Raw genomic sequence first — 26,047 nt, forward strand, 5'->3', positions numbered from 1 at the left:
TTGAAGGTATTATTTAGTCCCATTGGTAATACAGACCCATGGAATCATAACTATGATGGTGCTATGTTACATATTGTTAGACACTATAAACCTGAGTATGTTTACTTGTATTTTACTGAGAGTATTTGGGAAGGCACTGAACGTATACCTGGTAGAAAAAGTTTTGATTGGGAGTCGATTGTTCAATCTGTATCTCCTACAACAAAGGTTAAACTTATTATAGAAAATATTACGCATGAGCATGATTTTGATAGTTATAAGGAAACCTTCCATGATTATATTCAGCAAATTAGATATAGTCATGACGAACCTGAAATATTGCTTAATGTTACAAGCGGTACACCACAAATGGAGTCGACTTTGTGTTTAGAATACATTACATATCCAGAACAAAAGTTGTGTATTCAAGTTGCTGCCCCTGACCCGTCGAATAATGGGATGCGTCATTTTGCGAATCCTAGCCGTCAATTGGAAGAATTGGCGGAAGTTAATCAAAGAGAATTAAATGCAGCTACGAGATCTAGAGTGATCAACATTATCAGTTTTCGCGAGACAATGATACGTTCGCAATTGAAAGAGCTTATTAAACATTATGATTACGAGGCAGCATACCATCTTATTAATGAAAATCCGGAATTTAGAAACAGTAAGATATTAAAGGAAGAATTATTAGCGCTAACAAAACAAATTAAAACACATACTGTATTTCCTGAAATTATTGAAAAGTATACTAATAAAGATTTACAGAAAGTCTTATTACATTATTTGCTATTAAACATGAGATATAAGCGTCAGGATGTAGCAGAGACGCTCATTCGAGTGAAATCTATTGCTGAATATATTCTTCGTTATTATATCGACCAAAAATGGCCAGGTTTCATTATAGATAAAAAAGGTAAGCCATATATAACTCATAATACATCAAAGAATTCAGCGTTAGTTGGCAAATATAAATTGTATTTGCTACAGCAAGGTAAAAACTTTGATGCTAAATATACAGTGAGTCTACCGGCATATATTGATATCATAGCTGCAATTGACCAGAAGTCACCATTTTTGAATGCATCTCAATCCATCATAAATATTAATGATTTAAGAAACTCCATTGCGCACCAATTAGAACCACTTAAACTAGAAAGTAAGAAGAATATGGAAAAAATAAAAAAAGCAGTAGAAGCGATTCCTACCATGATATCGCATTCGTTTCCGGATATGAGAAAAGAAGATTTTGATTTTCTAGAATATAAAAATGAAAAACTAATAGGGTTATTATAATGAATAAAATAACAGTTAATTTAAACATACCATCTACTATGCGTGCTTCTTATATGGGGAGTGTTCTCCATGGTGCCTTAATGGATCAGTTTTCTGATGATTTGGCCAACATATTACACCATGAATCTGCTTATAGTCCATTGAAACAGCGTATTTATTTCGATGATAATCAACAGCTTTTGTGGGAGATTGTAAGTTTATCTCAACAATTAACACAAGAATTGTTAGAACTATTTGGTAAAGAAAAAAAGTTGTACTTAAAGCGTTATAAGGCATTTATTGATTTTGCATCTTTTACAGTAGAAACAATAGATATAACAGAGATGATGAATCAGTTTTTAAACCAGCAAGAGCTGAGTCGTTTTATAAAACTTCGCATTCATACACCTATGTCATTTAAGTCAAATGGGACATACACGATTTTTCCTGATATGAATAGTTTTTTTAGAAGTATCATGATGCAGTTCGACACGTTCTTTGATGCATATCAAATGTATGATTATGATACATTACAATATTTGAAGAATCATATTCATATTGTTGACTATCGTTTAAAAACCATGAGATTTCATTTGGAAAAAGTTAAAATTCCATCATTTATCGGTGATATCACAATAAAAGTGAATGGCCCGCTTCCTGTGTTGCAATTGAGTCACTTCTTGCTATATTTTGGAGCATTTTGTGGTGCTGGCATTAAAACTAGTTTAGGAATGGGTAAATATAGTATTGTCGAATCTAGAGTTGAACAGAATAGTAAGAATAATAAACAGTCGTAGCGTCAAGTGTTGCGACTGTTTATTGATGTTTTCTATGAATGAGGTGAACCATCATTCGAAATTGTCTGCTTTTTTCTTTATAATATGGAGCGTTAAGAAACGTGTCGAAATGAGGAGGTCAGACAATGCAAGGACGTAATGATTTTATCGAGAAATTGCTTGAAAGCTTGGGCATTAAAGCAGGAATGCGTGTGTTAGATGTAGGTGTGCGACGGGTGAAGTAACCCAAATTGTAGCGAAAATCGTTGGTAAGACAGGTGAGGTCATCGGCGTAGATATGAATCAGAATTTGCTAGATATTGCTGAAAATCACAATCACACGCCCAATGTTCAATTTGTCATTGTAGATCTTTATCAACTTCCGAAATCACTCGGTCAGTTTGATGCGACAGTGGGACGTAGAATTTTAATGTATTTGCCAGACGTGCCTCAAATATTAACCTTATTGAAATCGCGGTTAAACTCGGAAGGTATCCTATGTTTTCAAGAAAGTGACGCCATCAATGGGGGTGTTGGTGCGAAATCATTACCGGAACATCAACAGGCAATTCAACGTGTGTGGTCAACAATTCAACAAGAAGGTGGCGACATGCATATCGGTCAAAAATTGTACAAGCTGTTTCTACAAGCAGGAATGACAGACGTCCATGTGCACGCGGAGGCCCTTATTCAGACGTCTGACAACAACGATTTATAGTGGCTGAAAGAAATGATGTTGCCAAGAGAAGTTTTTTCCATTTTTTCATTATTATTTGGTATAGGATTTGATATCTTTTTCCATAACGCGAAAAACAAAAATGCCAACCCTTTTACGTTATATGTGAGACGTAGCGTGGTGTTACTGTTAATCGGTATCGTCCACCAAATTTTTCAACCCGGGGAAGCACTTTTATTTTATTCCATCATAGGTCTATTCCTACTCCCTCTTACGTTCGTGAATAGACGCATTAATTTAGTGATAGGGCTCATCTTACTCGTTATCGGTGCGCTCAGTGGCAACCAACTGACACTCGTTCCAGCATTATTTGTAATAGGTTACGTCATTGGACAATATGACATTCATCGAACGATTTATCAGCATAAGAAAGCATTGCGAATAACGTTTGTCTTTTCATTGATAGGCTTTGTTATCTCTTTAGCACTCTTACACTATTTCTACATCCCACCTACGTTTGATTTAGTAAAAGATCAAATGGACATCAAAGCTTATGCCAATAGCAATAATTTTTATTCTGACCTTACCGTCTATACAGCACCGTTCATTTCGCTATTCTATATTGTATTCTTCGTAACGATATTAGAAAGTTCTATAATGAAGCGCATTTTGGTTCCTTTTAAATATTATGGTCAAATGGTTTTAACGAACTATTTATTAAATACTGCATTAATTTTACTGGTCGGCCAATGGATGTCTGTAGCAATCGCAATGTCAGGTGTCGTATCATTAATGATTATTGTGTTCCAAATGCTGTTTTCTATGTTATGGCTACGATTCTTTAGATATGGCCCACTTGAATATATTTGGAGATTGTTAACGTATTTACAATTCTTCGGCATTAGAAGACAATCCAATCAGTCCTCTTCTCAATAAAAATACAATATGAAAATAATGGTTTGAAGAGATTCGTATGGACATGTACGGGTCTCTTTTTGCGATGGAAAGCCTGATATTAAAAGGTTTGATTATATGGAATGCATTCCGTTTGTAAAAATAATTGCAGAGGTTTATCATATTCATATAATGATTGATTGTTTAATTGCACTTTCCAATTAAGTGGAATGGGGTATGGATTAAGATAGATGGAATTGTCATAAGCGGGAGACGAATTGTAGTGCGTTTTTATAAATCAAAGTAAGCCAATTTTATTAAAGAAAGGAAGATGACCATGAACTTTACAGATCTTGAAAACTATATCGGTATAGATCAACAAGAAATGGAAAAACACTCATTTGAAGCGCTACAAAAGTTCATTTATCATTTTATGTTGAACATTCCTTTCGAGGCGATAGATGTGTTCAATGGTGACAAAATTACGATGGATGTTGAAAAAAATATAGATAAGTTTGTCAATGAACAGCGCGGTGGGCTTTGCTATGAAAATAATCTTGTGGCGAATGCTTATTTGAACGCCCGTGGTTTTGATACGAAACTATTGTCAGGTTATGTGAAGCCGCCTAATAAAGATTGGAAAGATATGGATACGCATTTGACGACGCTTGTGACCATTGATGGCAAAGAATATATTGCGGATACAGGTTTCGGTCATTTTCCAAGTCAACCGATTCCGTTAGATGGGACGTATGTTTACGACGAAGATGATATTTATCGCATTATCCCAGCTGAAGATCAAGATAATGCATATTATGTGCAAACAATTAAAAATGATGGTGAAAGTACTGAGTGGACGGACTTGCTCTTTTTTGAAAATGTCGATCGAGAACTCGGTTATTTCGACGCGCGTTATGATTTTACGATTAACCATCCGAAATACGCCTTTAAAAAAATGTTGATGATTAATAAAAAAACACCACAGGGTCACAATACGATGTCCACAAATAATGTCACAATTACGACTGAAGAAGGTAAAGAAAAAATGCCAGTCACTGCAGACAATTATCGTGAGTTATTGAAAAAATATTTTGGTTTAGATGTCCGTATTCCGAAATTAGAAAATGAAAAACGTGTGCAATAAAGTTTAAAGGGGAGTCTGGTGATGGATGGAGAATATCTGGCGCACGTCGATGTGGATTTACGAGAGGCCGCAAAATCTATGCCATATCAAAAATTAACGCGTGAGAATTTAGGGGGTTATCGCGCGAATGTGCTCAGTCATGCGAAAACGACCATTGACCCACAGCTTGACGTATCGATTGAAGATGTTGAGGTGCCGTATGAAAAGGAAACGATTCATGTGATTATGTTTCGACCTCATCAAGTGTTGACCGATATGCCAGGGTATTTGTATATGCACGGCGGTGGCATGGTGTCTGGCGGGGCACAGTTGGACAATAGCGATAATGCATTACTTGCGCATGAACTAGGGTGTGTCGTCGTGTCAGTCGATTATCATTTGGTACCTGAAACGATATTTCCCGGGCAATTAGAAGCGTGCTATGCGGTATTGAAATGGTTGCATGAGAAAGCACCCACGCTTCATATCGACCGGGCAAAATTAGCGATTGGAGGCAATAGTGCAGGCGGTACACTCGCTGCAAGTCTCGCACAATTGGCTTTAGACCGTGGCGAAGTGAACGTGATTTTCCAAAACTTGCACATTCCAATGCTAGATGATCGGACGGTATTAGACGAGCGTTCAAATACACATGTAGGTCAGGTCGGGTGGAATCGAGATATGAATCGTTTTGCATGGGAAATGTATCTCGGTCACCCTGTCGATGGGCGAATACCTGAAGCATATGCCGTGCAAGCGCGACGTGAAAAATTTGAAGGGCTTCCCGCAACTTTAATTACGATAGGCAGTTTAGATTTGTTTGTCGATGAAGCGATGGCCTATGCACAACACTTATTGCGCGCTGGTGTATCGACAGAGTTGCACGTTTATCCTGGACTTTATCATTTGGGCGAATTGGTCCCAGGTGCGCGCGTTAAAGATCAAATTTTACACGACAGACTTAATGCGATGCGCCGTGCTTTTGAAGATAAATAACAGTTTCTATCATACCTTGGTAAGTTGAATGATGCCATTCGCTTATCGGGGTGTTTTTTATACAATTTCCGTGATTTTTTCTGTATTTCAAACAGTCTTTTGAATATTGTAGATTGTTAAGCCCAAAAAGTCATGTTTAGAATGGGATGCAATGAAATATGGAAAGAATTGGCAAAAATGACAGGGCCAAATGAGATGGTCCAAAACTCAAAGGGACACTGCTTGAGGAGATTCAAGTAGGTCTTCATCATATTGTCGTTGATCGTGTAAAGTATGGTAATGTAGGTTTAAATGGTCTCTCATACCTTGCTGTGGTCGAATGGTGGGGCGATGTATTAAATCCAAAACACTTGAAGGTAATCATCCCGTGAGAAGGACGTAATAATATGTATCGTGAGTCGTATTTCAAAGCAGTATTTCAGATATGGGGGTTTATCATTTTTGGTATTGTACGTATTGATTCCCATTTACTCGTACCTGTTATTTCTACAACAAAATAAAATTTAAAGAAGACCAGATATGTCCTACAAAATCGTGTAGGTCACCTGGTCTTTTGTTATCGTACTAAGGTTGTTTAATTTTACGCGTTGTATCTTCTGACTGTTGCGATTGTTGTGTTTCTTTTAGCCTTTGAACTTCTTCAGCATTTAATACTAACCAATCATCTTTAGGGACAATGACTTTCGTACTGGAATGAATGAGTTTCGGTTTTGTCTCGCCGAAGCTGAACAACATACGATAGAAATCAGATTGCCAAGTCCACACCGTTGTTGTCGTTTGTTGTGTTGCTTGTTTAACATCAGCTTGTTCATAATGGGCAGTATGTTGAAAGATTTCCGAGTTATCATCTTTATTGTTGTCAGGTTTGAAGTGTGTTTTCGGCTGTATGTCATCTTCATGATCTCTGAAAACCATAACATAGTGATTGCTATTTTCACCGATTTCATTCGCGATGAGTATTTTTTTAGGACTATTTGGTTCACCAGCTGTCGCAATCGGTTGTTTTTCTGAGGTGATTGTCTCTTTTTCCATTCCCCAGTGATATTTTAAATGCCCAGCTAAACCAATCATCATTGCGACTAATAAAACAGTTGTGAGGGTACCGACAATAAGGCGTGTCCCTCGATGTGAAATAAAGACCCAGCTGCTAAAGACGAGTAAGGTTAATAGAATCGTGATAATCATTTAATTTTCCTCCTTATTCGAATGCTGTTGTTTGAGGAAAGGCACAAGTAACATACCGATGATGGCAAATATGAGTCCCGTTAAAAATGCAGCATTAAAGCCATCGATTGACGCTTGTTGTGCTTGTTCTGCAAATGCAAGTGGATCCGTTGTTTTTAAATGTGATGCAGGCAACTGTTGATTGACGATATTTTGTGTAATTGATGTTAAAAGTGCAACAGCAACAGAAGCAGCGACTTGTCTGACCGTATTATTCACTGCTGAACCATGCGTTGAATTTTCAACTGTTAAGCTTTCCATTGCATTCGTTGTTAGTGGCATCATCAAAATCGCTACACCAAACATGCGCACGGTATACAATGTTAATACTAATAATAGCGGCGTATGTGCATTTAAAAAGGCGAAGGGTATCGATGCAGCAATTAAAATAGTAAAACCAATAAAAGCTAAACGTCGTATGCCGATTTTGTTATATAGCGCACCAGAAATGGGGGAAATGAGTCCGATCATCATTGCACCCGGCAATAACACTAAGCCTGATTTGAATGGTGTTAAACCTTGAACGTTCTGTAAAAAGGTAGGCAACATCATTTCGATGCCGAACATTGCCATTGTTAAGACAACCAGTGCAATCGTTGTAGTAGTGAAACCACGTGATTTAAAGACACGTAAATCTAAAAATGGGGTCTCTAATTTTAACTGTCGAATGATAAAGAACGTCATTGCAATCAAACTGATGACAATTGGTAAAATGACTTTTTCTACACTATGCCATCCCTCAGTAGAGACATTTGAAAAGCCCCATAAAAATAAACCCAAACCGATACTTGATAAGAAGAGTGAATATAGATCTAATTTTAATTTACGGTTCGGTATAATGTCTTTCATGAAAAAACAGCTTAATATCAGTGCGAGTACGACAAAGATAATAGGGACGATGAAAATATTGCGCCAAGAATCAGATAATGTAAATCCTAAGATGACATGGTTACCACTTAAAATCCAACCAGCAAAAGTAGGTCCAAGTGCAGGTGCGAATCCTACCGCAAGCCCTGTTAATCCCATCGTTAAGCCACGCTGATGGGGTGGGAACATGTGCATAATTAACATTTGCATCACAGGGAGCATAATACCTACTGCTAAAGAAGTCACAATACGCCCGATTAAAAAGATGGACCAACCATCGTGATGAGACGGTGAAATAGCAGATAATGTTAAACCAATCAATAATAAACTATATGCGAATATATGAAGCCATTTTGTCGAAATGCGTGTTGCTAAATAGGCAGAGACTGGGACGACAATCCCGTTTGCGAGCAAAAACCATGTCGTTGCTTGTTGTGCGGTACTTAAATCAATGTCAAAGTCTTTCATTAAAGTCGGCAATGCAGTTCCGAGAGAAGTCTGCATTAAACTTCCAGAAAATGTAGCAAATAAAATAATCACCATGATAATGATGGGATGGTATGTTTTGCCGTGTATATCTTTATGCGTTGTCGTCATGATTGAACCTCCTTGAAAAATGTGTGAGTTAACATTTACAAAATTTAACACCAAATATTTTCAATGGATAGTACAAAATGGCATAATATGTATGAAATAGGACATATTGTATGATTTTGTATGAATTTGAGAAGGTGTGGGGATTACCATGTATACACGTAAGACTGAATTAACAAAGAAACATATTCAAGAAGCACTCGTCAGATTATTAAAAGAACAGGAATTTGAACGAATTACGATTAATCAAATTGTAGAGAATGCTGAAATTACGCGTAGTACGTTTTATCGTTATTATGAGGATAAGTTCGAATTATTAGCAGAAATTGAAGATAATATTTTGAATAAGGTGAGGGTAGAACGTCGTCGTATCGAAGCGCATTATGCATCTATAGATATGCTGAATATAGAAGTATTTAAGTGGATTTTCGTCGCTTTGGAGGACGATGCTGAAACGATTCATGCGTTATTGAGTTATAACGGACCTGTAAGTTTTGAAATGAAATTAAAGAGGGAATTGACGAAACGTTTTGCAGATTTTAAAGGATTAAAGAAAGAGTCAAAAGTGAGAAACGCGCTTATAAAAGAATATATGTATGCGATATTAATTCAGTCATTACAATATTGGTCGAAACACCCGAATGACATTGATGAAATTGCTAAAACGATTAGGGATGTTCAACTTAAAGGGATCAGAAAAGCCATTCATTTAGATTAAAGTTAGAACATGTGATAAGGGCCACGTTTGATAATACTCGCCTCCTTGATAATTACAATGGTCAATATGATAGAAGGGCTAGGAATGAAAGTGGCCATAATAAATAAAGAGAATCACTCCAGAAAACAAGTGGGCCACTACATGATAGGAAATAAAAGCAAGAATATAGGCTCGATTGCCACATCTCAAGAAGAACGTTCGCGAAGCCTTCAGCTATTTGAACATAACCTAAGTGGCCACCTGGAATGTCATCTAAAGTAAGATTGGCTGAGTCATGGAGAAACGCGTTGACATCTTGTGGAAATACCCCTTTTGAATCTGTCCCATTTAATAGTGTAATGATGTCAGTGTGTTGTGCTAAGTCTATAACGGAAGTGTCTGAGTGTATCTATTGACGAATTTCATATGCTGCCCAAAACATCATGCGTTCATATTGTTTGCGTTGAGTTGCATCGTCATCAGAAACTGGCTGCGACATACTTTTGGCATCAAACGGTGCGATGTTCAATGTTTGTGCGAAAAAGTGCAGACCTTGTTGTAATCCTTCAGTGAGCACTTGATGTAAGATGACATCATTTTTATTTTTCCAATACGTTCTATTGGGTAAAAATGTATGAATAGGTGTTTCATGAAAAGCGATACGTTTCACGACATCCGGGTAGTCTTTCAGTACATGCATTGTGACAATTGCGCCAGAACTCGAATCTAAAATATACATGGTGCACACTTAAATGGCGTACGAGTGTCTCAAAATCTGCTGCATCTTGTTTCACACGAGTGATATCATCCGGTTGCTGTGCTTCTGTAGGAAGGGGTGTCTTCCGTTCACTTTCGCCATAGTCACGACGATCTAATGCTACGACTGTAAAGTGTGATTTCAATTGTTCAGCTAATGGTAAAAAGATGTCGCCTGTCCCATTGGCGCCTGGGACGAAGATAAGTACGGGACCTTGACCGAATTGATGGTAGCGGATTTGAGCGCTCATGTTAAGGATAATATTAATGCGAATGATGATCCACCAGCAGAATATACGGTATCGAAAGGTGAAAGGGGAGACCACTGTTTTTTGCGATAAAATGGCTTTCAAAACGCACAAATATGAACCACGCATCTTCGCTATTCAGGGGATACGTGGTTTAATATTTTGATAGAGCTAGGATATCACTGAACTTTCCCTATGCCTTCTATCGTTTCAACAATTGAGATAAGCGATACATCATCGGCATCACCGGTTTGATAAAATCACCGACATATTCTTCTACATGCGCACCGAAACCTTCTTTAAAACGCTGCACCCCATAGTCTTCCGCATGTTTCGTAAAATCACCGGTAATACCGTAAAAATTATAACGGTCAATACCTTGCTGTTTGGCGAACTGAATCATTTCCCACTGCAATCGATAGGCACCCATATACGCATTATACTTAGGATTCGATCCACTCGATAAATAATACACTTCATGATTGTTGTAAATATAAATCGCCGCAGCCAAATCTAATATTTCACCATCTTCAGCAATTAATTGACGTGTTTTTTCAATTTTACGTTCCTGCGCTTGGAGTTGTTGTTCCGTTTGTTTTAACTTAGTTTTGTTTTTCTTAGAGTTAGGATGACTTTCTAACGCTTCTTGAGTTTCCGCAATTGTCGCTTTTAAAGTGTTTAATTTCTCAGTTTGTTTCTTCAAAAGGTCATTTAAATCAATATAAGCCAATTTGAGCATACTATTTTTAGCATACATTTTCTGCATTTCTTCAAAATAAGGCAAGTCTCTAAAAGTGAAGCCGTGTTTTTCTTCGGCCATTTGAAAAAGTTTGAAAAAGCGATCTGTTTCTTCAATGGGCAAAGTTTTCACTTGAACATTCATTTCATATGTCTTTTTAATATTACGTCGTGTTTGGTAATCCATTTCTTCTAAAAGTTGTTGTTCGGACTTATCTTTTAGGTCAAGTACGGAAAGCCAGCGAATTTGACTCATGCTCGAATAACCAATAGGAAAGCCTTGATGTTTGTATCCGAGGCGGTCTAACGTTTTGAAAAGTGGTGCGTGATCGAAATGTTGTGTAATATTCCCTTTTGCGTCACGAATATGGTTGCGCACATATGGATCGACTAACACATAAAGACAGCGTTGTTGTTTTAAGTATTGTGTGAGGTGCTCAAAAAAGAATTGGACCAGTTCGAGGTTGTTGTAGTCTAATACTGGACCGCGGTGTGTATAAAAATATTTAAAAAATTTAAGTGCGCGCGCTTCGGTTAATAAACAAGCCGCAATCACTTCATCTTGATCGTTTTTAACACCGACTAAATGGACATCGTTTTTGTATTTATTTCTATACTGGTAGTGCCCTGCGTCTTGCGTATAATGCGAAAAGTGGTTTGTTACAAAGTCGTCAAAAGCTTCAACACTCAATTGCGTAAAGTACATGGTAACCCTGCTTTCTTAGTTTGGTTTCATACATTATTAAATATACTAAAGTAGTCAGACATTTTCAAAATATTTTATGCCGTGCAATGCCCAATACCCAATACCATCTGTCGCTTTAGTATTCTAAAATAGTAAAATTTGTGAAATATGAGATAATAGAATATAAGGTGGGCGTGAAAAAGGCTCAAGTCATCGTACACGCTCAAACTAAGACGAAAGCGAATCAGCAGTTACAAGGCGATGAGGTATGTTTTGTGTTATATTTAATTTATTACGAAGACATAAAAGGGGAAGGACTATGGTAAGTGTAAAGGATGTCGCAAAGTTAGCAAATGTATCGACAGCAACAGTTTCACGGGTGCTCAGTAATACGGGGAAGGTCAAGCCGAAAAATCAACAACGTGTGTTAGAAGCCGCAAAAGCTCTCGGTTACCATCCGAATAATATCGGGAGACAACTGCGTAAAATGGAGACGATGACGATTCTTGTCGTTGTACCGGATATTACCAATTCATTTTTCTCAGCGATACTCAGAAACATTGAAAATATTGCACGAGAACACGGCTATGAAGTGATTCTCGGAGATACGCAAAATCAACAAGGCGATACATATTTTTCTTATTTGTATGAAAAGAAAGTCGATGGCATGATCGTGCTGACGTCCTATCTTGATCTTGAAAATTTAGAAAAAGTCAGTGCGCAATACCCCCTTGTGCTCGCTTGTGAACAAATTAAAGAAATCGATGTGCCTTCTGTCTCAATTAATCATATTGAAGCATCTGCATTGATGACACGTCATTTAATAGAAGCTGGACATACGAAAGTGGGACATATTACAGGCCCGTTGGATGGGATTTTAGGTCAATACCGCTTGCAAGGCTTTCGTGAAGCGATGGACAGCCATGGTTTAACGGTACGTGATGATTGGGTGATAGAAGGGGACTTTTCTTTAGAGTCGGGTTATCGCATTGGCAAGCAATTAGTTGAACAAGCTGAGATGCCGACTGCGTTATTTGTCGCAAATGATGAAATGGCAATTGGCATTATGAAAGAGTTGAAAAAGCATGGGAAACGTGTTCCTGAAGATATGGCGATCGTAGGATTTGATAACATTATTTTGTCAGAAATTGTCGACCCAGGTTTGACGACTTACGCACAACCTGCAACTGAAATCGGGATACGTGCGATGGAAAAGTTGTTAGTGCTATTAAAAGGAGAAGATTTGGAAGAACGCGATACGTTACTTGAAGGTGAGTTGTTAATACGCCAATCGACTTAAAACCGTTCAAATGTATCTGATTAATGCGCGTTGATGATCGTAAAATAAGTTGATGCATCCTGTGTGAATCCGTTTACAATAGGGTGCATTTTTGTTATATTTTAAAATGTAATCGATTACAAAATATAGAAACACGATCGAACTGAAAGAGACGGAAATATCATCAAAGATTGGAGTGTGTTGTATGGGGATTAAAGTAGGCATCATTGGTTGTGGGGGCATCGCGAATGGTAAACATTTACCGAGTTTAGCGCAAATCGATGACGTAGAAATAGTGGCATTTTGCGATATAGACATCGAAAAAGCAAAGACAGCAGCCACAACGTTCGGAACGGTTGATGCAAAAGTGTATCAAGATTATCAAGCACTATTAAAAGATCAAGCGATTGATGTCGTACATATTTGTACACCGAACTATCTTCATTGTGACATGACGGTCCATGCACTTGAAGCAAATAAACATGTCATGTGTGAAAAACCAATGGCCAAAACCACTGCCGAGGCGCAACAAATGTTAGATGCTGCAAAGCGGACAGGTAAAAAACTGACGATTGGTTACCAAAATCGATTTCGTGCTGACAGTCAATTTTTGCATCAAGTGACTGCACGTGGAGATTTAGGAGATATTTATTTTGGTAAAGCGCATGCCATTCGACGTCGTGCTGTGCCGAACTGGGGGGTCTTTTTAGATGAAGAAGCACAAGGTGGCGGACCGCTCATTGACATTGGGACACATGCGTTAGATCTCACACTTTGGATGATGAATAATTATGAACCAGCTGCTGTCATGGGGTCTACATTCCATCAATTAAGCCAGCAAGAAAATGCCGCCAATGCTTGGGGACCATGGAATCCGAAAGACTTTACTGTAGAAGATTCAGCATTCGGATTTATTAAAATGAAAAATGGCGCCACAATTATTTTAGAGTCCGCGTGGGCACTTAACTCTTTAGACGTAGATGAAGCGAAGTGTTCGTTATCAGGAACAAAGGGCGGCGCGGATATGAAAGATGGCTTACGTATTCACGGCGAAGAATTAGGGGCATTGTATACGAAACATATCGAACTGGACAATAAAGGTGTCGATTTTTACGAAGGTGAGTCTGTGGATGAAGCGTTGGAAGAAGCAAAGGCATGGATAGACTGTGTTCAAAACGATACACCGCCTCGTGTAAAACCTGAAGAAGCGCTTGTCGTTACACAAATATTAGAAGCGATTTATGAGTCTGCTCGTACTGGTAAAGCGGTTTATTTTGATTAAGACAACAAAGGAGACATCACGATGAAACCATTAAAAATAGGTGTAATAGGCACTGGCGGCATTGCTAGAGACCGCCATATTCCACTCATTCAGCAACATGAACGTGCAGAACTTACGGGTGTATATGATGTGAATGAAGCACTCGCGCGAGAAGTTGCGACACAGTTTGAGATCGCGTACGTTGCGCCGACTTTAGAAGCATTGTTAGCACAAGTAGAAGCAGTGATCATTTGTACACCGAATAAGTTTCATGCAGATTTGACGGTTGCTGCGCTCGATGCAGGTGTACATGTGCTATGTGAAAAACCAATGGCGATGACGACTGCAGAATGTGATGCGATGATGGCAGCTGCACAACGCAATACGCGCATATTAACGATTGCATACCATTACCGTTTTACGGATGTGGCACAAGCAGCAAAACAAGCCGTCGCGCAGGGTGCGGTCGGTGTGCCGGTAGTCTCCCGTGTGCAAGCGTTACGTCGGCGAAAAGTGCCTGGATGGGGCGTGTTCACGAATAAAGCATTGCAAGGTGGCGGTTGTTTAATCGACTATGGATGTCACGTGCTCGACCTCGTATTGTGGCTGTTAGAAGACGCGCAACCGACAGAAGTTTTAGGCCGTACATACAATGCTTTAAGTCGTCAGCCGCAGCAATTGAATGAGTGGGGGGCATTTGATTTCAAGACTTTTGATGTGGAAGACCATGCGACCAGTTATGTGACATTTGAAAACGGTGCGAGTATGCAATTTGAATGCTCTTGGGCAGCGAATATTCATCACGACAAGTTAGACGTGAGCATTTCAGGTGATGCGGGTGGCTTACAATTATTCCCATTTGAAGTGTATGCACCACGACCAGACGGTTACCATATTTTAGAACAGGATGTCAGCTTAAATGAAGATGTTGCCGCATCCCGTCAGATGGATCATTTCATTCGCAGTTGCTTTGGAGAGGTCGAACCATTAGTCAAACCTGAAGAGGCAAGACGTGTGACACAATTGATTGATGCGATTTATCAAAGTGATAGAGAACGACAAAGTATCGCAATACAAAGATAGGAAGGTGTGTTCCATATGAAGTTAGGTGTATTTTCAGTTTTATTTTATGATCGTGATTTTGAACAGATGTTAGATGATGTCGCCGCAGCAGGTCTTGATATGATTGAAGTCGGTACAGGTGGCAATCCAGGTGATAAGTTTTGTAACCTAGATGCATTATTAGCAGATGAAAATGAGCGACAAACCTTTATGGATAAAATTCATCAACGTGGGCTAGAGATTAGTGCTTTCAGTTGCCATAACAACCCTATTGCTCCGGATGAAACAGAAGCAAAAGAAGCCGATGAAACGTTGCGCAAAACGATTCAATTAGCGGCGTTACTCGGTGTCCCTGTCGTGAATACTTTCTCAGGCATTGCAGGTTCTGATGACAGTGCGAAATATCCGAACTGGCCGGTAACCCCTTGGCCGACAGCTTATTCTGAAATTTACGATTATCAATGGAATCAAAAGCTCATTCCATATTGGCAAGATTTAGCAGCATTTGCGAAAGCACACGATGTCAAAATTGCGATAGAACTGCATGCCGGTTTTCTCGTACATACACCATATACACTGTTGAAACTACGAGAAGCCACAAATGAATATATCGGCGCAAACTTAGACCCGAGTCATTTATGGTGGCAAGGCATTGACCCTATCGCAGCGATCCGCATTTTAGGCCAAGCGAATGCGATTCATCATTTTCATGCGAAAGATACGTACATTAATCAAGACAACGTGAATATGTACGGTTTAACAGATATGCAACCGTATCAACAAGTTGCGACGCGTGCTTGGACATTCCGTACAGTCGGTTATGGTCATAGTCCTTACGAATGGGGCGAAATGATCAGCCAATTAAGAATTCATGGCTATGACTATGTGCTCAGTATCGAACATGAGGATCCGATTATGTCAGTAGAAGAAGGGTTTCATAAAGCTGTAGAAAATTTAAAATCAGTCAATATTTACGATCAAGCGCCCGATATGTGGTGGGCTTAAGCATAACAACATGGGAAGTGAAGGAGGTCTCAAAATGAGCGATACAACAGCCAGACAATGGTGGAAGGAAGCGGTGGCGTACCAAGTATATCCCCGCAGTTTTAATGATTCGAATGGGGATGGCATAGGTGACTTAAGAGGCCTCATTGAAAAGTTAGATTATTTACAGGAACTCGGTATTGATGTCATTTGGTTAAGTCCGATGTTTCCATCACCGAATGCAGATAATGGTTATGATATTAGTGATTATCAAGCGATTAGTGAAACGTACGGGACGATGGCAGATTTTGATGAATTGCTTGAAAAAGTGCATGCACGCGGGATGAAATTGATTTTAGATCTTGTAGTCAATCATACGTCTGATGAGCATCCATGGTTTATCGAGTCTAAGCAAAGTCGCCACAACCCAAAACGTGATTGGTACATTTGGCGTGATCCCGCAACAGATGGGTCTGAACCGAATAACTGGGAAAGCATTTTTAACGGGTCAACTTGGAAATATGACGAGACAACGAATCAATACTATTTCCATTTATTTAGTGAGAAGCAACCGGATTTAAACTGGGAAAATCCAGCAGTTCGCGATGAAGTGTTTAACATGATGAATTGGTGGTTTGATAAAGGGATTGACGGTTTTCGTGTCGATGCCATTACGCATATTAAGAAATCATTTGAAGCGGGTAATCTTCCAGTGCCAGAAGGTCAACAGTATGCGCCTGCGTTTGATGTGGCGATGAATCAACCAGGTATTTTAACGTGGTTACGTGAAATGAAGGCGAAATCCTTGTCGCAATATGACATTATGACAGTCGGTGAAGCAAATGGTGTAAACCCGGATGATGCTGAAAACTGGGTCGGTAGTGACAAAGGTGTTTTTAACATGATTTTCCAATTTGAGCATCTTGGGTTATGGGATAATATGGCATCACGATTAGATATTAAAGCGTACAAGCAAGTGCTGAATCGCTGGCAAAAACAGTTGGAAAATATTGGGTGGAATGCATTGTTTATTGAAAATCACGACCAACCGCGCCGTGTGTCGACATGGGGAGATGACCAACAATATTGGTATGCTTCAGCGACCAGTCATGCGCTCGTCTACTTTTTACAACAAGGCACGCCGTTTATTTTTCAAGGCCAAGAAATTGGAATGACGAACTATCCGTTTACTGACATTGAACAATTTGATGATGTGTCCGTTAAAAATGAATATCGCATTGTGCAAGAAGCGGGTGGTGATGTTGATGCATTACTTGAGAAACTGAGAATGGACAGTCGTGATAACTCAAGAACACCGATGCAATGGGATGCGAGTGACCATGCAGGCTTTACGACAGGCACACCATGGTTTCCAGTAAATCCGAACTATGTGGATATCAACGTGGCACAACAAGAACAGGCTCCGAAGTCGATTTTGAACTTTTATAAAGACCTCATTCGGTTGAAGAAATCCGATGACATATATACGTATGGGCAATTTGATTTGGTCGATGCCGATAATGACCAGTTGTTTGCTTATACACGCCGTTTGGATGGTCGCACTGTAGTCGTCATTGGCAATTTATCGGAAGAAGTCGCAAGTTTGCATACAGATTTGAAGTTAAATGAAGGAGAAGTGTTACTCCATAATCATGAAGGTACGGTGGACTTTAACGCCATACGCCCTTATGAAGCATGTGTCGTTGCACTTTAATCATGTCATAAAAAAACAAGCAGTGCGTTTGTGTGCGCTGCTTGTTTTGTATTTTTTAGCCCTTTGTTGCCCCAGCCGTCAAACCTGAAACTAAATACTTTTGTAAGAATAGGAACACGATGGAGATAGGTAAGGCAATCATAATGGCGCCAGCTGCAAAGACTGTAAAATTATTGGCATATTGATGATTAATAAAGTTAAACAATCCGACTGCCAACGTATATTTTTCAGGGCTACGTAAGAGGATCTTCGGCAAGATGAAGTCCATGAAAGGCCCCATGAAATTAAATAAGGCAACGACAGCTAAAATCGGTTTTGCGAGCGGTAACATAATTTGGAAGAAAATACGCATATGACTCGCACCGTCAATTTTAGCCGATTCATCAAGTTCTTTCGGTATCGTGTCGAAATAACCTTTAACTAGGAAGGCGTTCATCGGGATTGAACCACCGATATACACTAATGTTAAGCCGAGTAAAGAATCGAGTAGACCGATTGTATTGAGCAAGATATAAATCGCCACCATCGCCATGAGTACAGGGAACATTTGTAAGATGAGAAACGTGATTAAACCGTATTTTCGTCCTACAAAGCGATATCTAGAAAATGCATAAGATGTCAGTGTGACAAAAATCACGCTAAATAATGCGTTTGCCGAAGCGACGAGTAAAGTGTTTTTATACCATGTTAAATATTGGCTGTTTTCATCTGTCAGTAAATAGATGTAATTGGCAAAGGTCGCATTGTCTGGAATCATCTTAGCGCCATAAAGCGTTGTGCCCGGATTGAGCGAGATGCCGAACGTCCAAAGCAATGGGTATAAAATGATGACAAACATGAACGCGATAAAGCCATAGATCCCGATTGCTTTCCAAACTTTTTTCTTTTGGTTCATATTAAATCCCTCCCTCGTCTTTGAATGTGCTTGTACGTCTGAATTGTAAAAATGCGATAATTGCGACGATAAAGCCGATAATGAGTGATACAACGGCACCCATGTTAAAGTTGTTGAATTCGAATGTTAAGCTGTAAACCCAAGAAATGAGGATGTCTGTACTCCCTGCATTTTGTCCTGGTACAGGCGGTCCTCCTTCGTTAAAGAGGTAAATTAAGTTGAAGTTATTAAAGTTTCCGGCATATTGCATAATAAGTAATGGCGCTGTCGCAAATAAGACGTGCGGCAACGTAATGTGACGGAACTTTTGCCAACTGGACGCGCCATCGATGTCTGCGGCTTCATACCAGTCTGGCGAAATACTTTGTAATACACCTGTGAACAGGGCGAAAACAAATGGGAAGCCGAGCCATGTTTGAATGGCAATCAATGCGACTTTTGTCCAAAACGGATCATTCAACCAAGCAGGTGCTACACCTAATAATGGTTGTAATATAGTATTGTTAATCGCACCAAATTCATCGTTAAATAATGCTGCGAAAATTAAGATTGTGACGAATGCTGGAACAGCCCACGGTAAAATGAGTACTGTACGAATGAAGCGTTTGAACTTCACGAGTGGGTGGTTCACAATAATGGCTAAAAACAGTCCTAATGCAATTTGTAATGTCGTTGCGACGAGGGTCCATACAATCGTCCAAGTAATGACGCTAAAAAATGTATGGCGCCAAACGTCTATAGTGAATAGTGTTTTAAAGTTGTCAAAACCGACCCATTCTAATGTATGACGTGGGGGAGCATTGTATAAGTTGTAGTTTGTAAATGCGACCGCACCCATAAACAATAATGGGAAAACAACGATAAATACGAGTAAAAACATCCCTGGTGAAATTAATAAATATGGAAATGTTTTGTCCCACGCTGCAATACGGCGTGCTTTCGGGTTTTTAATTTCTTCACCACGATTAAAGCGTTCAGCTGTACGATACGCGTCGATGATATTCACAATGTAAAGTGTGAGTGCAAATGCAATCAGTAATACAGAAATAATCCCTTGTGCTAATAACACACGTGAATCATCTAATTTAGGGACAGTTCCGAGTGTGAAGAGTCCCCAAAAGCCAATGTTAAAGAACTGATAGAACACAGAAATAAAGCTGATGAAAAAGATGATGCAACAGAGCCCTTTGACAAATTGACGATTATAGCATTGTCCAAGGCCTGGAATGATGGATAGCATTGCCGCTAATTTAGCATTTCGTTGATTCATAGGGCGACTCCTTTCTATTCGTTATCGTTCGGTTGCAAAATTTTGATGTTTTGTTGAATGTCTCGATTTGCATTTTCTAATGCTTGTTTTGGATCTTGACCTTCTGAAATGAACGTACTTGCATTTGCCATTGGCGTCCACACTTGTCTCATTTCAGGAATATTTGGCATCGGTTCAGCATTTTTCGCCTGTTCTTCAAAAGCCTTTAAGTTTGGATTTGACGATTTGACATCGAGACGACCTGTAATTTCATTGCGTTCATCTGTATATTTTTGAAGTGTATCTCGACTTGTTAAGTACAACATCAAATCTTTCGCCCAATATTTAGACTGGCTATATTCAGATAAATACCAACCACGTACGCCGAGATAAGGTCTCATCTTCATGCCATTATCTGAAGGCAATGTTGTCACACCGAGGTCATCACCTAGTGTTTGTTGGAATTCTGTCAGGTTCCACGGCCCTGTCACGAACTGGCCGACTTGTCCATCTTTAAATAAACCGATCATAATGTTATGATTCGCTGCTTTCGGTAAGTAGCCTTTCTCGTACCATTTTTGTAGTCGCTTACCATTTTTAATGACTTGTGGATCATTAATGCCAGTTTGGTGAACATCATACTGGTCGCCATGTTTCTTAAATACGTAATTATTGCGGTTAAACATAAATGGATAGTTAAAATACGGATCACGACCATCAAATAAAAAGCCGTATTGATGGTCAGCAGGTTGATTAATACGGTCTGCATTCGCTTCGACTTCTTGAATTGTCTTAGGCGCCGTTTTGACATACTTTTTGTTATAAAGTAAGGCTGTTGACTCAACGATAGATGGTAAAGCGAGTTGCTTATTATCGTAATTGAGTGCCCGTAAAGCCTGTTTGTTAAAGCCTTTCAATTGTTCATCTGTAAAATCCAGTTCGGCAGCGAGCCCTTGTAAATAGGCACTACCTGTATTGTCATGCGCGAGGAAAAAGAGATCAGGTCCTTTACCAGCTGGCGCATCCAAGGATAAATTTTCTAACTGGTCATTTTGTGCGACGTTAACGAGACGAACTGGAATGCCTGTCTTTTTCGTATAGGCCGCAGTAATTTTTTTGTAAAAGGCCATTTGTGCATCACCATCGACCCACATTGTGAGTTCTTCCGGCTTTTCTTTCGTATTATCACGATTCAATGCGGCTTCTATGTCTTTTTGCGAACGGTTAGGACCGCAAGCTGTTAAGACGACAAGCGCGGTGATGAGTAAGAGTGCTGCTTTTAACATCTTGTTCATGCAAATCCCCCCTTATATGATGCGATTTCCAGTAGCTGGATTAAAGAAGTGACATTTGTTCATATCAAAAGCGAGTGTATGTGTTTCGCCTGCTGACACTTTTGTTCGTGCGTCGAGTTTCGCAACGATTTCATGTTGTTCAAATTGTGTGTGCACCATAATCTCAGAACCTAATAATTCTGAGACAATGACCTTAGATTCGAAAGCTGTTTCCGGTGAGGCCTGAATAAAAATAGGTTCTTCATGAATGTCTTCAGGACGGATTCCTAATGTGACAGTTTGGTTTTCAAAGCCTTTTTCTTTTAACTTTTCGAATTTTTTGTGTGCTAATTTGAATAATTTTGTACCGATTTGAATGCCTTGAGCAGTGACTGTCACATCAATCATGTTCATGGCAGGTGAGCCAATAAATTGGGCGACAAAAATATTGTCAGGTGTATCATAAATTTCACGTGGCGTACCGATTTGCATAATGTGTCCATCTTTTAATACGACGATACGTGTGGCCATTGTTAAAGCTTCAGTCTGATCATGTGTGACATAAATCGTTGTTGTGTTCAGACGATGATGTAGTTTTAAAATTTCTGTGCGCATTTGAACACGTAATTTGGCATCTAGATTCGATAACGGCTCGTCCATTAAAAAGACTTTGGCATCACGCACAATCGCACGCCCTAATGCGACACGTTGACGTTGCCCGCCAGAAAGTGCTTTCGGTTTACGGTTCAAATAATCGGTAAGCCCTAAAATCTCTGCTGCTTCTTTGACACGTTTGTCGATTTCAGCTTTGTCGAATTTACGCAGTTTGAGCCCGAATGCCATATTTTCATAAACCGTCATGTGCGGATAAAGTGCATAGTTTTGAAACACCATCGCAATGTCACGGTTTTTAGGTTCGACATCATTCATACGTTGTCCATCAATGTAAAAATCTCCCCCTGTAATGGACTCAAGCCCTGCAATCATACGTAATGTTGTTGATTTACCGCAACCAGATGGTCCAACAAAGACGATGAACTCCTTATCAGAAATATCTAGATTGAAATCTTTCACGACTGTGTTGTTGTTATCGTAAACCTTTTTGACATGTGACAATTTTAACTCAGGCATAGCTATACCCCCTGTGAAGATTAAATTTTGTAATCGTTTACAAATAGTTTATAATCCAGTTCTTCTCCTGTCAATTTAAATTTGAAAACGATTACATTTTGAGTTGAGATGTAGGAATGATGGAAGAAAAGTCTGCGTGAAGTTTTTTAGTGTAAAAAGAGAGGTGATGATTAAAAAGCTAAGGCAGGGCATACGCCTAGTAGATAAGTGGTAATTAGACTATGGAAACTTAATGTAATATGAAGGGGATTGGCTCTAAAAAATGGAGGCATGAAATCCTGTTGAGCACAAAAAAACCCTCATTGATTCTCAGTCCATAATGGCAACCATGAAAACTTGCACTGTGATCAATGAGGGCAATTTGATCAAAAAATATCATGTCAGACAATCAAACTTTTAAAGCATATGGCAAATTTACGCGCTGCCTGGAAGGGATGCTTTTTTCTGCTTTTTAAATACACGTTTTGCAATTTTCGGTGCGAATTGGAAAAGTGTTACACCGATAATGGCAGAGATAAGGATGAATATCCCACTCAATGTTTTAATTTGTGTCGAGGCAAATCCTGCGATAATCATTGAAAATTCACCGCGCTGTGTGAAGGACAATCCCGCGCGTAATGCAGGGACGTTGTTAAGCCCAAACTGTTTGCCACCCACATAGCCGACAATGAGTTTTGATAAGACCGACCAGACAACGAGAACGATTAAAACGTTGACCATTGAAATACCCGCAGTGAGTTCAATCGACAATCCAAAGTTAATAAAGAAAATCGGCATTAAGAGGTTGCGTAGATTACGCACAGTTTGTTGTAACATCGCTGTTTTGCGTATTTCAGCCAACATAATTCCAGCTAAAAAGGCACCGAATACTTCTGATAGGCCGAGCTGAATCGCAATACCGGCATACGTTAAGCTAATGCCGACCATAAATAAAATAAAGAAATCTTCGTTGACATATTTATCGACAAAAGGTCCAAGCTTTCTGAAAATAAACTGTCCGATGAGAATTGCCCCAGCGAGCAATACAATTATTTTAACGAGTACGAGTGACAAACCGGTTGCTGTTAATGCTTGACTCATGAACAGACTCGCAATGATCGTCACGAGTAATGGAGAAACAATATCTTCAAAAACGAGTAAGCCTAAGATGAAGTTAGAATCTTTTGTTGTCATTCGATTGTTTTTCTCCAGGAGTTTAACGGTAATGGATGAACTTGTCGCATAAACAACGCCGCCTAGTAATAAAGCAATCTCAATAGGTTGTTTCATAACAAGGAGTAAAGCGACAGTCACCCCGAATGATAAGAAGAGGTCTAATAAGCCAGCTTTGTAAATATTGAGTGCGAGTTTCTTGAGCTGATTGACAGGGAATTCCATCCCGAGCATGAAAAACATCAACACAATACCTACTTCTGCAGCAAACTCTAATATTTCAGAATGGCTCACAAAGAACGCGAGCCCGATACCGATGAGTAAAAAGATAATAATATCAGGTGCTTTAATTCGATTGGCAAGGTAAGCGCTAATAAAAAGGAGTGAAATTAAGAGCCCGCTCAGGAGGACTTCAGACATGTTAGAAAAGTCCATAAGCGCTATCCTTGTGGTCGACAAACGGCTTCGAATTCTGAAACTGCATCGTTATATCCAATGACGAGTAAAATGTCCCCTTCATGTATCCGTTCGCTTGAATCAGGTTTTGGAATAATGTCCGAACCGCGACTAATCCCGACAATGTTCACGCCATTTGGCACACGGTGTTCAGCTTGTTCGATATTCATGTCTTTTAATGGAGAAAGTTGACCTACTTTAATCCAATCCACGAGCATTTGTTTACGCAATAATGTAAAACGTTCGAACGCTTTTTTTTCCATAGTATCGTGGTTGACGTCCATTAATTTTAATGCGATTTCTCTTGCTTCACTTTCATTTAATCCAATGTTGGCAATGACATCTTCATCATCGTCAGTAATATAAATTTCTCGTTTCCCATTGTAGTGTAAGATGACGTGTACCGTTTCATTGTTCGTTGTAGTGAGACTGTATTGAGTCCCTACACCTGGGATGATTTGTCCTTCCATGTGAAAGCCTCCTTGTTGGAAAAGGTTGTTTACTTTACGCTTCTAAATGGTTTTGAGTATAATATTTATACTATTATGATTAAATTATAGACGGTAATGAATGAAGGGTCAAATCCGTCTATCAAAGTATGAAGAATGGAGTGGGGAACATGGCAAAACAGTATACGGGTGAAAAAATTAATGTTTACTTCGAGCCAAAACGGTGTGTGCATGCGGCTGAATGTGTCCGTGGACTAGGCAAAGTCTTTGATGTGGATCAAAGACCTTGGGTACAGCCCGACAACGCATCAGTAGAAGATGTCATCAAGGTGATTGAACGGTGTCCGAGCGGTGCATTAACGTATGAAAGTCCATTATACGAACGTGAGACACATGGTCAAACGAGAGTCATTTATGGCGATGACGGTGAAATCTTTATGTATGGTGATTTTGATTTAGTGTACAACGGTGAGATGATGCATTTAAATCGTGCTATTTTAACGAGCGACGTATCGAATACGGACAACCCACCGTTTTACAGTAAAAGTTTCAGTAAGCAAGGGGACAAAGCACAGTTTTACAAAAAGATTCAAGATGAAGAAAACGATAATTAGAAAGGATTGAGATTATGGAACCGATTAAAAATATCCATCACATCTCAGCAATCGTAGGCCATCCAAAAGAAAATAAAGATTTTTATGAAAATGTGCTTCACTTACGTTTAGTTAAAAAAACAGTGAACTTTGACGACCCAGGTACGTATCATTTATATTTCTCAAATGATAATGTAGACCCAGGTACAATTATGACTTTCTTCCCATGGGCAAACGCTTATGACGGTCGTGTCGGGAGTGGTCAAGTCGGTCGTATTGCTTTTAGAATTCCTAAAAATTCTAAAGACTACTGGATTCAACGTTTGAAAGACTATGAGATTGAAACAACAGAAACCGAGCTTTTCCACCGTCCAACGATTGAATTTGAAGATGTGCATGGTCTTGACTTAGCACTCGTTGAAAGTGATGAAGAAGGTGAGACGAACAAAATTGTTGGTTTTCACGGGTCAGTACTTTTATCGTTACGTCCTGAAGAAACTGCAAAAGAGCTGACGGATGATTTTGGTTTAACTGAGCTTGAACATGATGCAGACTACTTCCACTTTGAAACAGTAGGCGCATTGAAACATCATATCCTGATTCCTAAAACACCGCTGCCGAATGGGCGATGGGGCGTGGGGACAGGGCATCACATTGCGTGGTCTGTCGATAACGATGAACAACATCTTGCATGGCGAAAAGAGCTCATCAGCCAAGGTTATCCAGTGACAGAAGTGAAAGACCGCAACTATTTCAATGCGATTTATACGAAAGAACGCGGGCATATTATATTTGAAGTGGCGACAGTTGGACCAGGCTTTGAACGTGACGAACCTAAAGATCAACTCGGTCAAAAACTGATGTTACCACCTCAATATGAAAGTGAAAGAGAAGCATTGTTAGCTGAACTTCCTGAATTAGACGAATGACGCACGAAATTGAAATCCATATGAAAGCCAATGAGAATGAACGTACAACGTGATTTTTCATTGGCTTTTTACTGTGCGCTAAGAAGTGACT

22 protein-coding genes and 2 pseudogenes are annotated in these 26,047 nt (G+C 39.3%); 14 read left to right on the forward strand and 10 right to left on the reverse strand.

The window, feature by feature from the left end:
• The 6 genes and pseudogenes from csm6 to EL101_RS00410 all read left to right on the forward strand — a co-directional run bounded on the left by csm6 (position 1) and on the right by EL101_RS00410 (position 5,719).
• Positions 1-1,275 carry a type III-A CRISPR-associated CARF protein Csm6 gene (gene csm6, locus EL101_RS00385; protein WP_096595970.1) on the forward strand — a complete coding sequence of 425 codons (1,275 nt, stop codon included), beginning with the start codon at positions 1-3 and terminating at the stop codon, positions 1,273-1,275.
• Positions 1,275-2,051 carry a CRISPR-associated endoribonuclease Cas6 gene (gene cas6, locus EL101_RS00390; RefSeq protein ID WP_201748759.1) on the forward strand — a complete coding sequence of 259 codons (777 nt, stop codon included), beginning with the start codon at positions 1,275-1,277 and terminating at the stop codon, positions 2,049-2,051. Before csm6 ends, cas6 begins: the two co-directional genes overlap by 1 nt.
• Positions 2,052-2,176: 125 nt before the next feature.
• A pseudogene (locus EL101_RS00395) lies at positions 2,177-2,745 on the forward strand (methyltransferase domain-containing protein); the annotation flags it as partial.
• 15 nt (positions 2,746-2,760) lie between these two features.
• Complete coding sequence (locus tag EL101_RS00400) at positions 2,761-3,642, forward strand: DUF418 domain-containing protein (RefSeq protein ID WP_236653849.1); 882 nt, start codon at positions 2,761-2,763, stop codon at positions 3,640-3,642.
• A gap of 295 nt (positions 3,643-3,937) precedes the next feature.
• Positions 3,938-4,744, forward strand: a complete 807-nt coding sequence (locus EL101_RS00405) for an arylamine N-acetyltransferase family protein (protein ID WP_096595972.1) — start codon at positions 3,938-3,940, stop codon at positions 4,742-4,744.
• A 21-nt stretch (positions 4,745-4,765) separates the two neighbouring features.
• On the forward strand, positions 4,766-5,719 hold the full coding sequence (locus EL101_RS00410; protein WP_096595973.1) for an alpha/beta hydrolase: 954 nt from the start codon (positions 4,766-4,768) through the stop codon (positions 5,717-5,719).
• Between the two features lie 564 nt (positions 5,720-6,283).
• Here EL101_RS00410 and EL101_RS00420 read toward each other — a convergent pair.
• Together EL101_RS00420 and EL101_RS00425 are read right to left on the reverse strand one after the other, a co-directional pair.
• Entirely contained in the window at positions 6,284-6,904 is a 621-nt protein-coding gene (locus EL101_RS00420) for a DUF4811 domain-containing protein (protein WP_096595974.1), read from the reverse strand.
• Positions 6,905-8,407 (reverse strand): MDR family MFS transporter, encoded by a 1,503-nt coding sequence (locus tag EL101_RS00425; RefSeq protein ID WP_096595975.1) that lies wholly within the window; start codon positions 8,405-8,407, stop codon positions 6,905-6,907.
• Positions 8,408-8,555: 148 nt separating this feature from the next.
• On the opposite strand from EL101_RS00425, the gene EL101_RS00430 reads away from it, so the two are divergent.
• Positions 8,556-9,122, forward strand: a complete 567-nt coding sequence (locus EL101_RS00430; protein ID WP_096595976.1) for a TetR/AcrR family transcriptional regulator — start codon at positions 8,556-8,558, stop codon at positions 9,120-9,122.
• 178 nt (positions 9,123-9,300) lie between these two features.
• Here EL101_RS00430 and EL101_RS00435 read toward each other — a convergent pair.
• Positions 9,301-10,108, reverse strand: a pseudogene (locus EL101_RS00435) (alpha/beta fold hydrolase); the annotation flags it as partial.
• Positions 10,109-10,307: 199 nt separating this feature from the next.
• Complete coding sequence (locus EL101_RS00440; protein WP_096595977.1) at positions 10,308-11,549, reverse strand: aminoacyltransferase; 1,242 nt, start codon at positions 11,547-11,549, stop codon at positions 10,308-10,310.
• Positions 11,550-11,847: 298 nt separating this feature from the next.
• Here EL101_RS00440 and EL101_RS00445 point away from each other — a divergent pair, with 298 nt between their 5' ends.
• The 5 genes from EL101_RS00445 (at position 11,848) to EL101_RS00465 (ending at position 17,828) form a co-directional block, all read left to right on the forward strand.
• Positions 11,848-12,828, forward strand: a complete 981-nt coding sequence (locus EL101_RS00445) for a LacI family DNA-binding transcriptional regulator (RefSeq protein WP_096539924.1) — start codon at positions 11,848-11,850, stop codon at positions 12,826-12,828.
• Positions 12,829-13,012: 184 nt separating this feature from the next.
• Positions 13,013-14,089, forward strand: coding sequence for a Gfo/Idh/MocA family protein (locus EL101_RS00450; RefSeq protein WP_096595978.1), 1,077 nt, complete (start codon positions 13,013-13,015; stop codon positions 14,087-14,089).
• 21 nt (positions 14,090-14,110) lie between these two features.
• Entirely contained in the window at positions 14,111-15,151 is a 1,041-nt protein-coding gene (locus EL101_RS00455) for a Gfo/Idh/MocA family protein (protein ID WP_096595979.1), read from the forward strand.
• 15 nt (positions 15,152-15,166) lie between these two features.
• Positions 15,167-16,135 (forward strand): sugar phosphate isomerase/epimerase family protein, encoded by a 969-nt coding sequence (locus EL101_RS00460; protein WP_096595980.1) that lies wholly within the window; start codon positions 15,167-15,169, stop codon positions 16,133-16,135.
• Between the two features lie 34 nt (positions 16,136-16,169).
• Positions 16,170-17,828, forward strand: coding sequence for a glycoside hydrolase family 13 protein (locus EL101_RS00465; RefSeq protein ID WP_096595981.1), 1,659 nt, complete (start codon positions 16,170-16,172; stop codon positions 17,826-17,828).
• Between the two features lie 55 nt (positions 17,829-17,883).
• Here the strand turns inward: EL101_RS00465 and EL101_RS00470 are convergent, their stop codons facing one another.
• The 6 genes from EL101_RS00470 to EL101_RS00495 all read right to left on the reverse strand — a co-directional run bounded on the left by EL101_RS00470 (position 17,884) and on the right by EL101_RS00495 (position 24,455).
• Complete coding sequence (locus tag EL101_RS00470) at positions 17,884-18,723, reverse strand: sugar ABC transporter permease (RefSeq protein WP_019166790.1); 840 nt, start codon at positions 18,721-18,723, stop codon at positions 17,884-17,886.
• A 1-nt stretch (position 18,724) separates the two neighbouring features.
• Positions 18,725-19,993: a sugar ABC transporter permease gene (locus EL101_RS00475; RefSeq protein WP_096595982.1), complete on the reverse strand. Its 1,269-nt coding sequence runs from the start codon at positions 19,991-19,993 to the stop codon at positions 18,725-18,727.
• Between the two features lie 14 nt (positions 19,994-20,007).
• Entirely contained in the window at positions 20,008-21,267 is a 1,260-nt protein-coding gene (locus tag EL101_RS00480; protein WP_096595983.1) for an extracellular solute-binding protein, read from the reverse strand.
• A gap of 12 nt (positions 21,268-21,279) precedes the next feature.
• Complete coding sequence (locus tag EL101_RS00485; RefSeq protein WP_096595984.1) at positions 21,280-22,377, reverse strand: ABC transporter ATP-binding protein; 1,098 nt, start codon at positions 22,375-22,377, stop codon at positions 21,280-21,282.
• Positions 22,378-22,791: 414 nt separating this feature from the next.
• A complete protein-coding gene (locus EL101_RS00490) occupies positions 22,792-23,949 on the reverse strand; it encodes a cation:proton antiporter (protein ID WP_240622706.1) in 1,158 nt (385 codons plus the stop codon).
• A gap of 20 nt (positions 23,950-23,969) precedes the next feature.
• Positions 23,970-24,455: a cation:proton antiporter regulatory subunit gene (locus EL101_RS00495; RefSeq protein WP_096595986.1), complete on the reverse strand. Its 486-nt coding sequence runs from the start codon at positions 24,453-24,455 to the stop codon at positions 23,970-23,972.
• 149 nt (positions 24,456-24,604) lie between these two features.
• On the opposite strand from EL101_RS00495, the gene EL101_RS00500 reads away from it, so the two are divergent.
• On the forward strand, positions 24,605-25,048 hold the full coding sequence (locus tag EL101_RS00500) for a (4Fe-4S)-binding protein (RefSeq protein ID WP_096595987.1): 444 nt from the start codon (positions 24,605-24,607) through the stop codon (positions 25,046-25,048).
• A 14-nt stretch (positions 25,049-25,062) separates the two neighbouring features.
• The gene (locus tag EL101_RS00505; protein WP_096595988.1) at positions 25,063-25,956 is read left to right on the forward strand and encodes a VOC family protein; all 894 of its coding nucleotides are present in this window, start codon (positions 25,063-25,065) and stop codon (positions 25,954-25,956) included.
• The last annotated feature ends 91 nt before the right edge of the window (positions 25,957-26,047 follow it).

This window comes from Staphylococcus delphini (assembly GCF_900636325.1).
In the GTDB taxonomy this organism is placed as follows: domain Bacteria; phylum Bacillota; class Bacilli; order Staphylococcales; family Staphylococcaceae; genus Staphylococcus; species Staphylococcus delphini.

Excerpts from the sequence above, each read along its gene's own strand:
- EL101_RS00445 (WP_096539924.1), top strand. The coding sequence starts at position 11,848 with ATGGTAAGTGTAAAGGATGTCGCAAAGTTAGCAAATGTATCGACAGCA.
- EL101_RS00490 (WP_240622706.1), bottom strand. The coding sequence starts at position 23,949 with ATGTCTGAAGTCCTCCTGAGCGGGCTCTTAATTTCACTCCTTTTTATT.
- EL101_RS00465 (WP_096595981.1), top strand. The coding sequence starts at position 16,170 with ATGAGCGATACAACAGCCAGACAATGGTGGAAGGAAGCGGTGGCGTAC.
- EL101_RS00440 (WP_096595977.1), bottom strand. The coding sequence starts at position 11,549 with ATGTACTTTACGCAATTGAGTGTTGAAGCTTTTGACGACTTTGTAACA.
- EL101_RS00420 (WP_096595974.1), bottom strand. The coding sequence starts at position 6,904 with ATGATTATCACGATTCTATTAACCTTACTCGTCTTTAGCAGCTGGGTC.
- EL101_RS00430 (WP_096595976.1), top strand. The coding sequence starts at position 8,556 with ATGTATACACGTAAGACTGAATTAACAAAGAAACATATTCAAGAAGCA.
- EL101_RS00400 (WP_236653849.1), top strand. The coding sequence starts at position 2,761 with ATGATGTTGCCAAGAGAAGTTTTTTCCATTTTTTCATTATTATTTGGT.
- EL101_RS00480 (WP_096595983.1), bottom strand. The coding sequence starts at position 21,267 with ATGAACAAGATGTTAAAAGCAGCACTCTTACTCATCACCGCGCTTGTC.
- EL101_RS00475 (WP_096595982.1), bottom strand. The coding sequence starts at position 19,993 with ATGAATCAACGAAATGCTAAATTAGCGGCAATGCTATCCATCATTCCA.
- EL101_RS00425 (WP_096595975.1), bottom strand. The coding sequence starts at position 8,407 with ATGACGACAACGCATAAAGATATACACGGCAAAACATACCATCCCATC.
- EL101_RS00500 (WP_096595987.1), top strand. The coding sequence starts at position 24,605 with ATGGCAAAACAGTATACGGGTGAAAAAATTAATGTTTACTTCGAGCCA.
- cas6 (WP_201748759.1), top strand. The coding sequence starts at position 1,275 with ATGAATAAAATAACAGTTAATTTAAACATACCATCTACTATGCGTGCT.
- EL101_RS00495 (WP_096595986.1), bottom strand. The coding sequence starts at position 24,455 with ATGGAAGGACAAATCATCCCAGGTGTAGGGACTCAATACAGTCTCACT.
- EL101_RS00505 (WP_096595988.1), top strand. The coding sequence starts at position 25,063 with ATGGAACCGATTAAAAATATCCATCACATCTCAGCAATCGTAGGCCAT.
- EL101_RS00410 (WP_096595973.1), top strand. The coding sequence starts at position 4,766 with ATGGATGGAGAATATCTGGCGCACGTCGATGTGGATTTACGAGAGGCC.
- EL101_RS00460 (WP_096595980.1), top strand. The coding sequence starts at position 15,167 with ATGAAGTTAGGTGTATTTTCAGTTTTATTTTATGATCGTGATTTTGAA.
- EL101_RS00485 (WP_096595984.1), bottom strand. The coding sequence starts at position 22,377 with ATGCCTGAGTTAAAATTGTCACATGTCAAAAAGGTTTACGATAACAAC.
- EL101_RS00405 (WP_096595972.1), top strand. The coding sequence starts at position 3,938 with ATGAACTTTACAGATCTTGAAAACTATATCGGTATAGATCAACAAGAA.
- EL101_RS00450 (WP_096595978.1), top strand. The coding sequence starts at position 13,013 with ATGGGGATTAAAGTAGGCATCATTGGTTGTGGGGGCATCGCGAATGGT.
- EL101_RS00470 (WP_019166790.1), bottom strand. The coding sequence starts at position 18,723 with ATGAACCAAAAGAAAAAAGTTTGGAAAGCAATCGGGATCTATGGCTTT.
- EL101_RS00455 (WP_096595979.1), top strand. The coding sequence starts at position 14,111 with ATGAAACCATTAAAAATAGGTGTAATAGGCACTGGCGGCATTGCTAGA.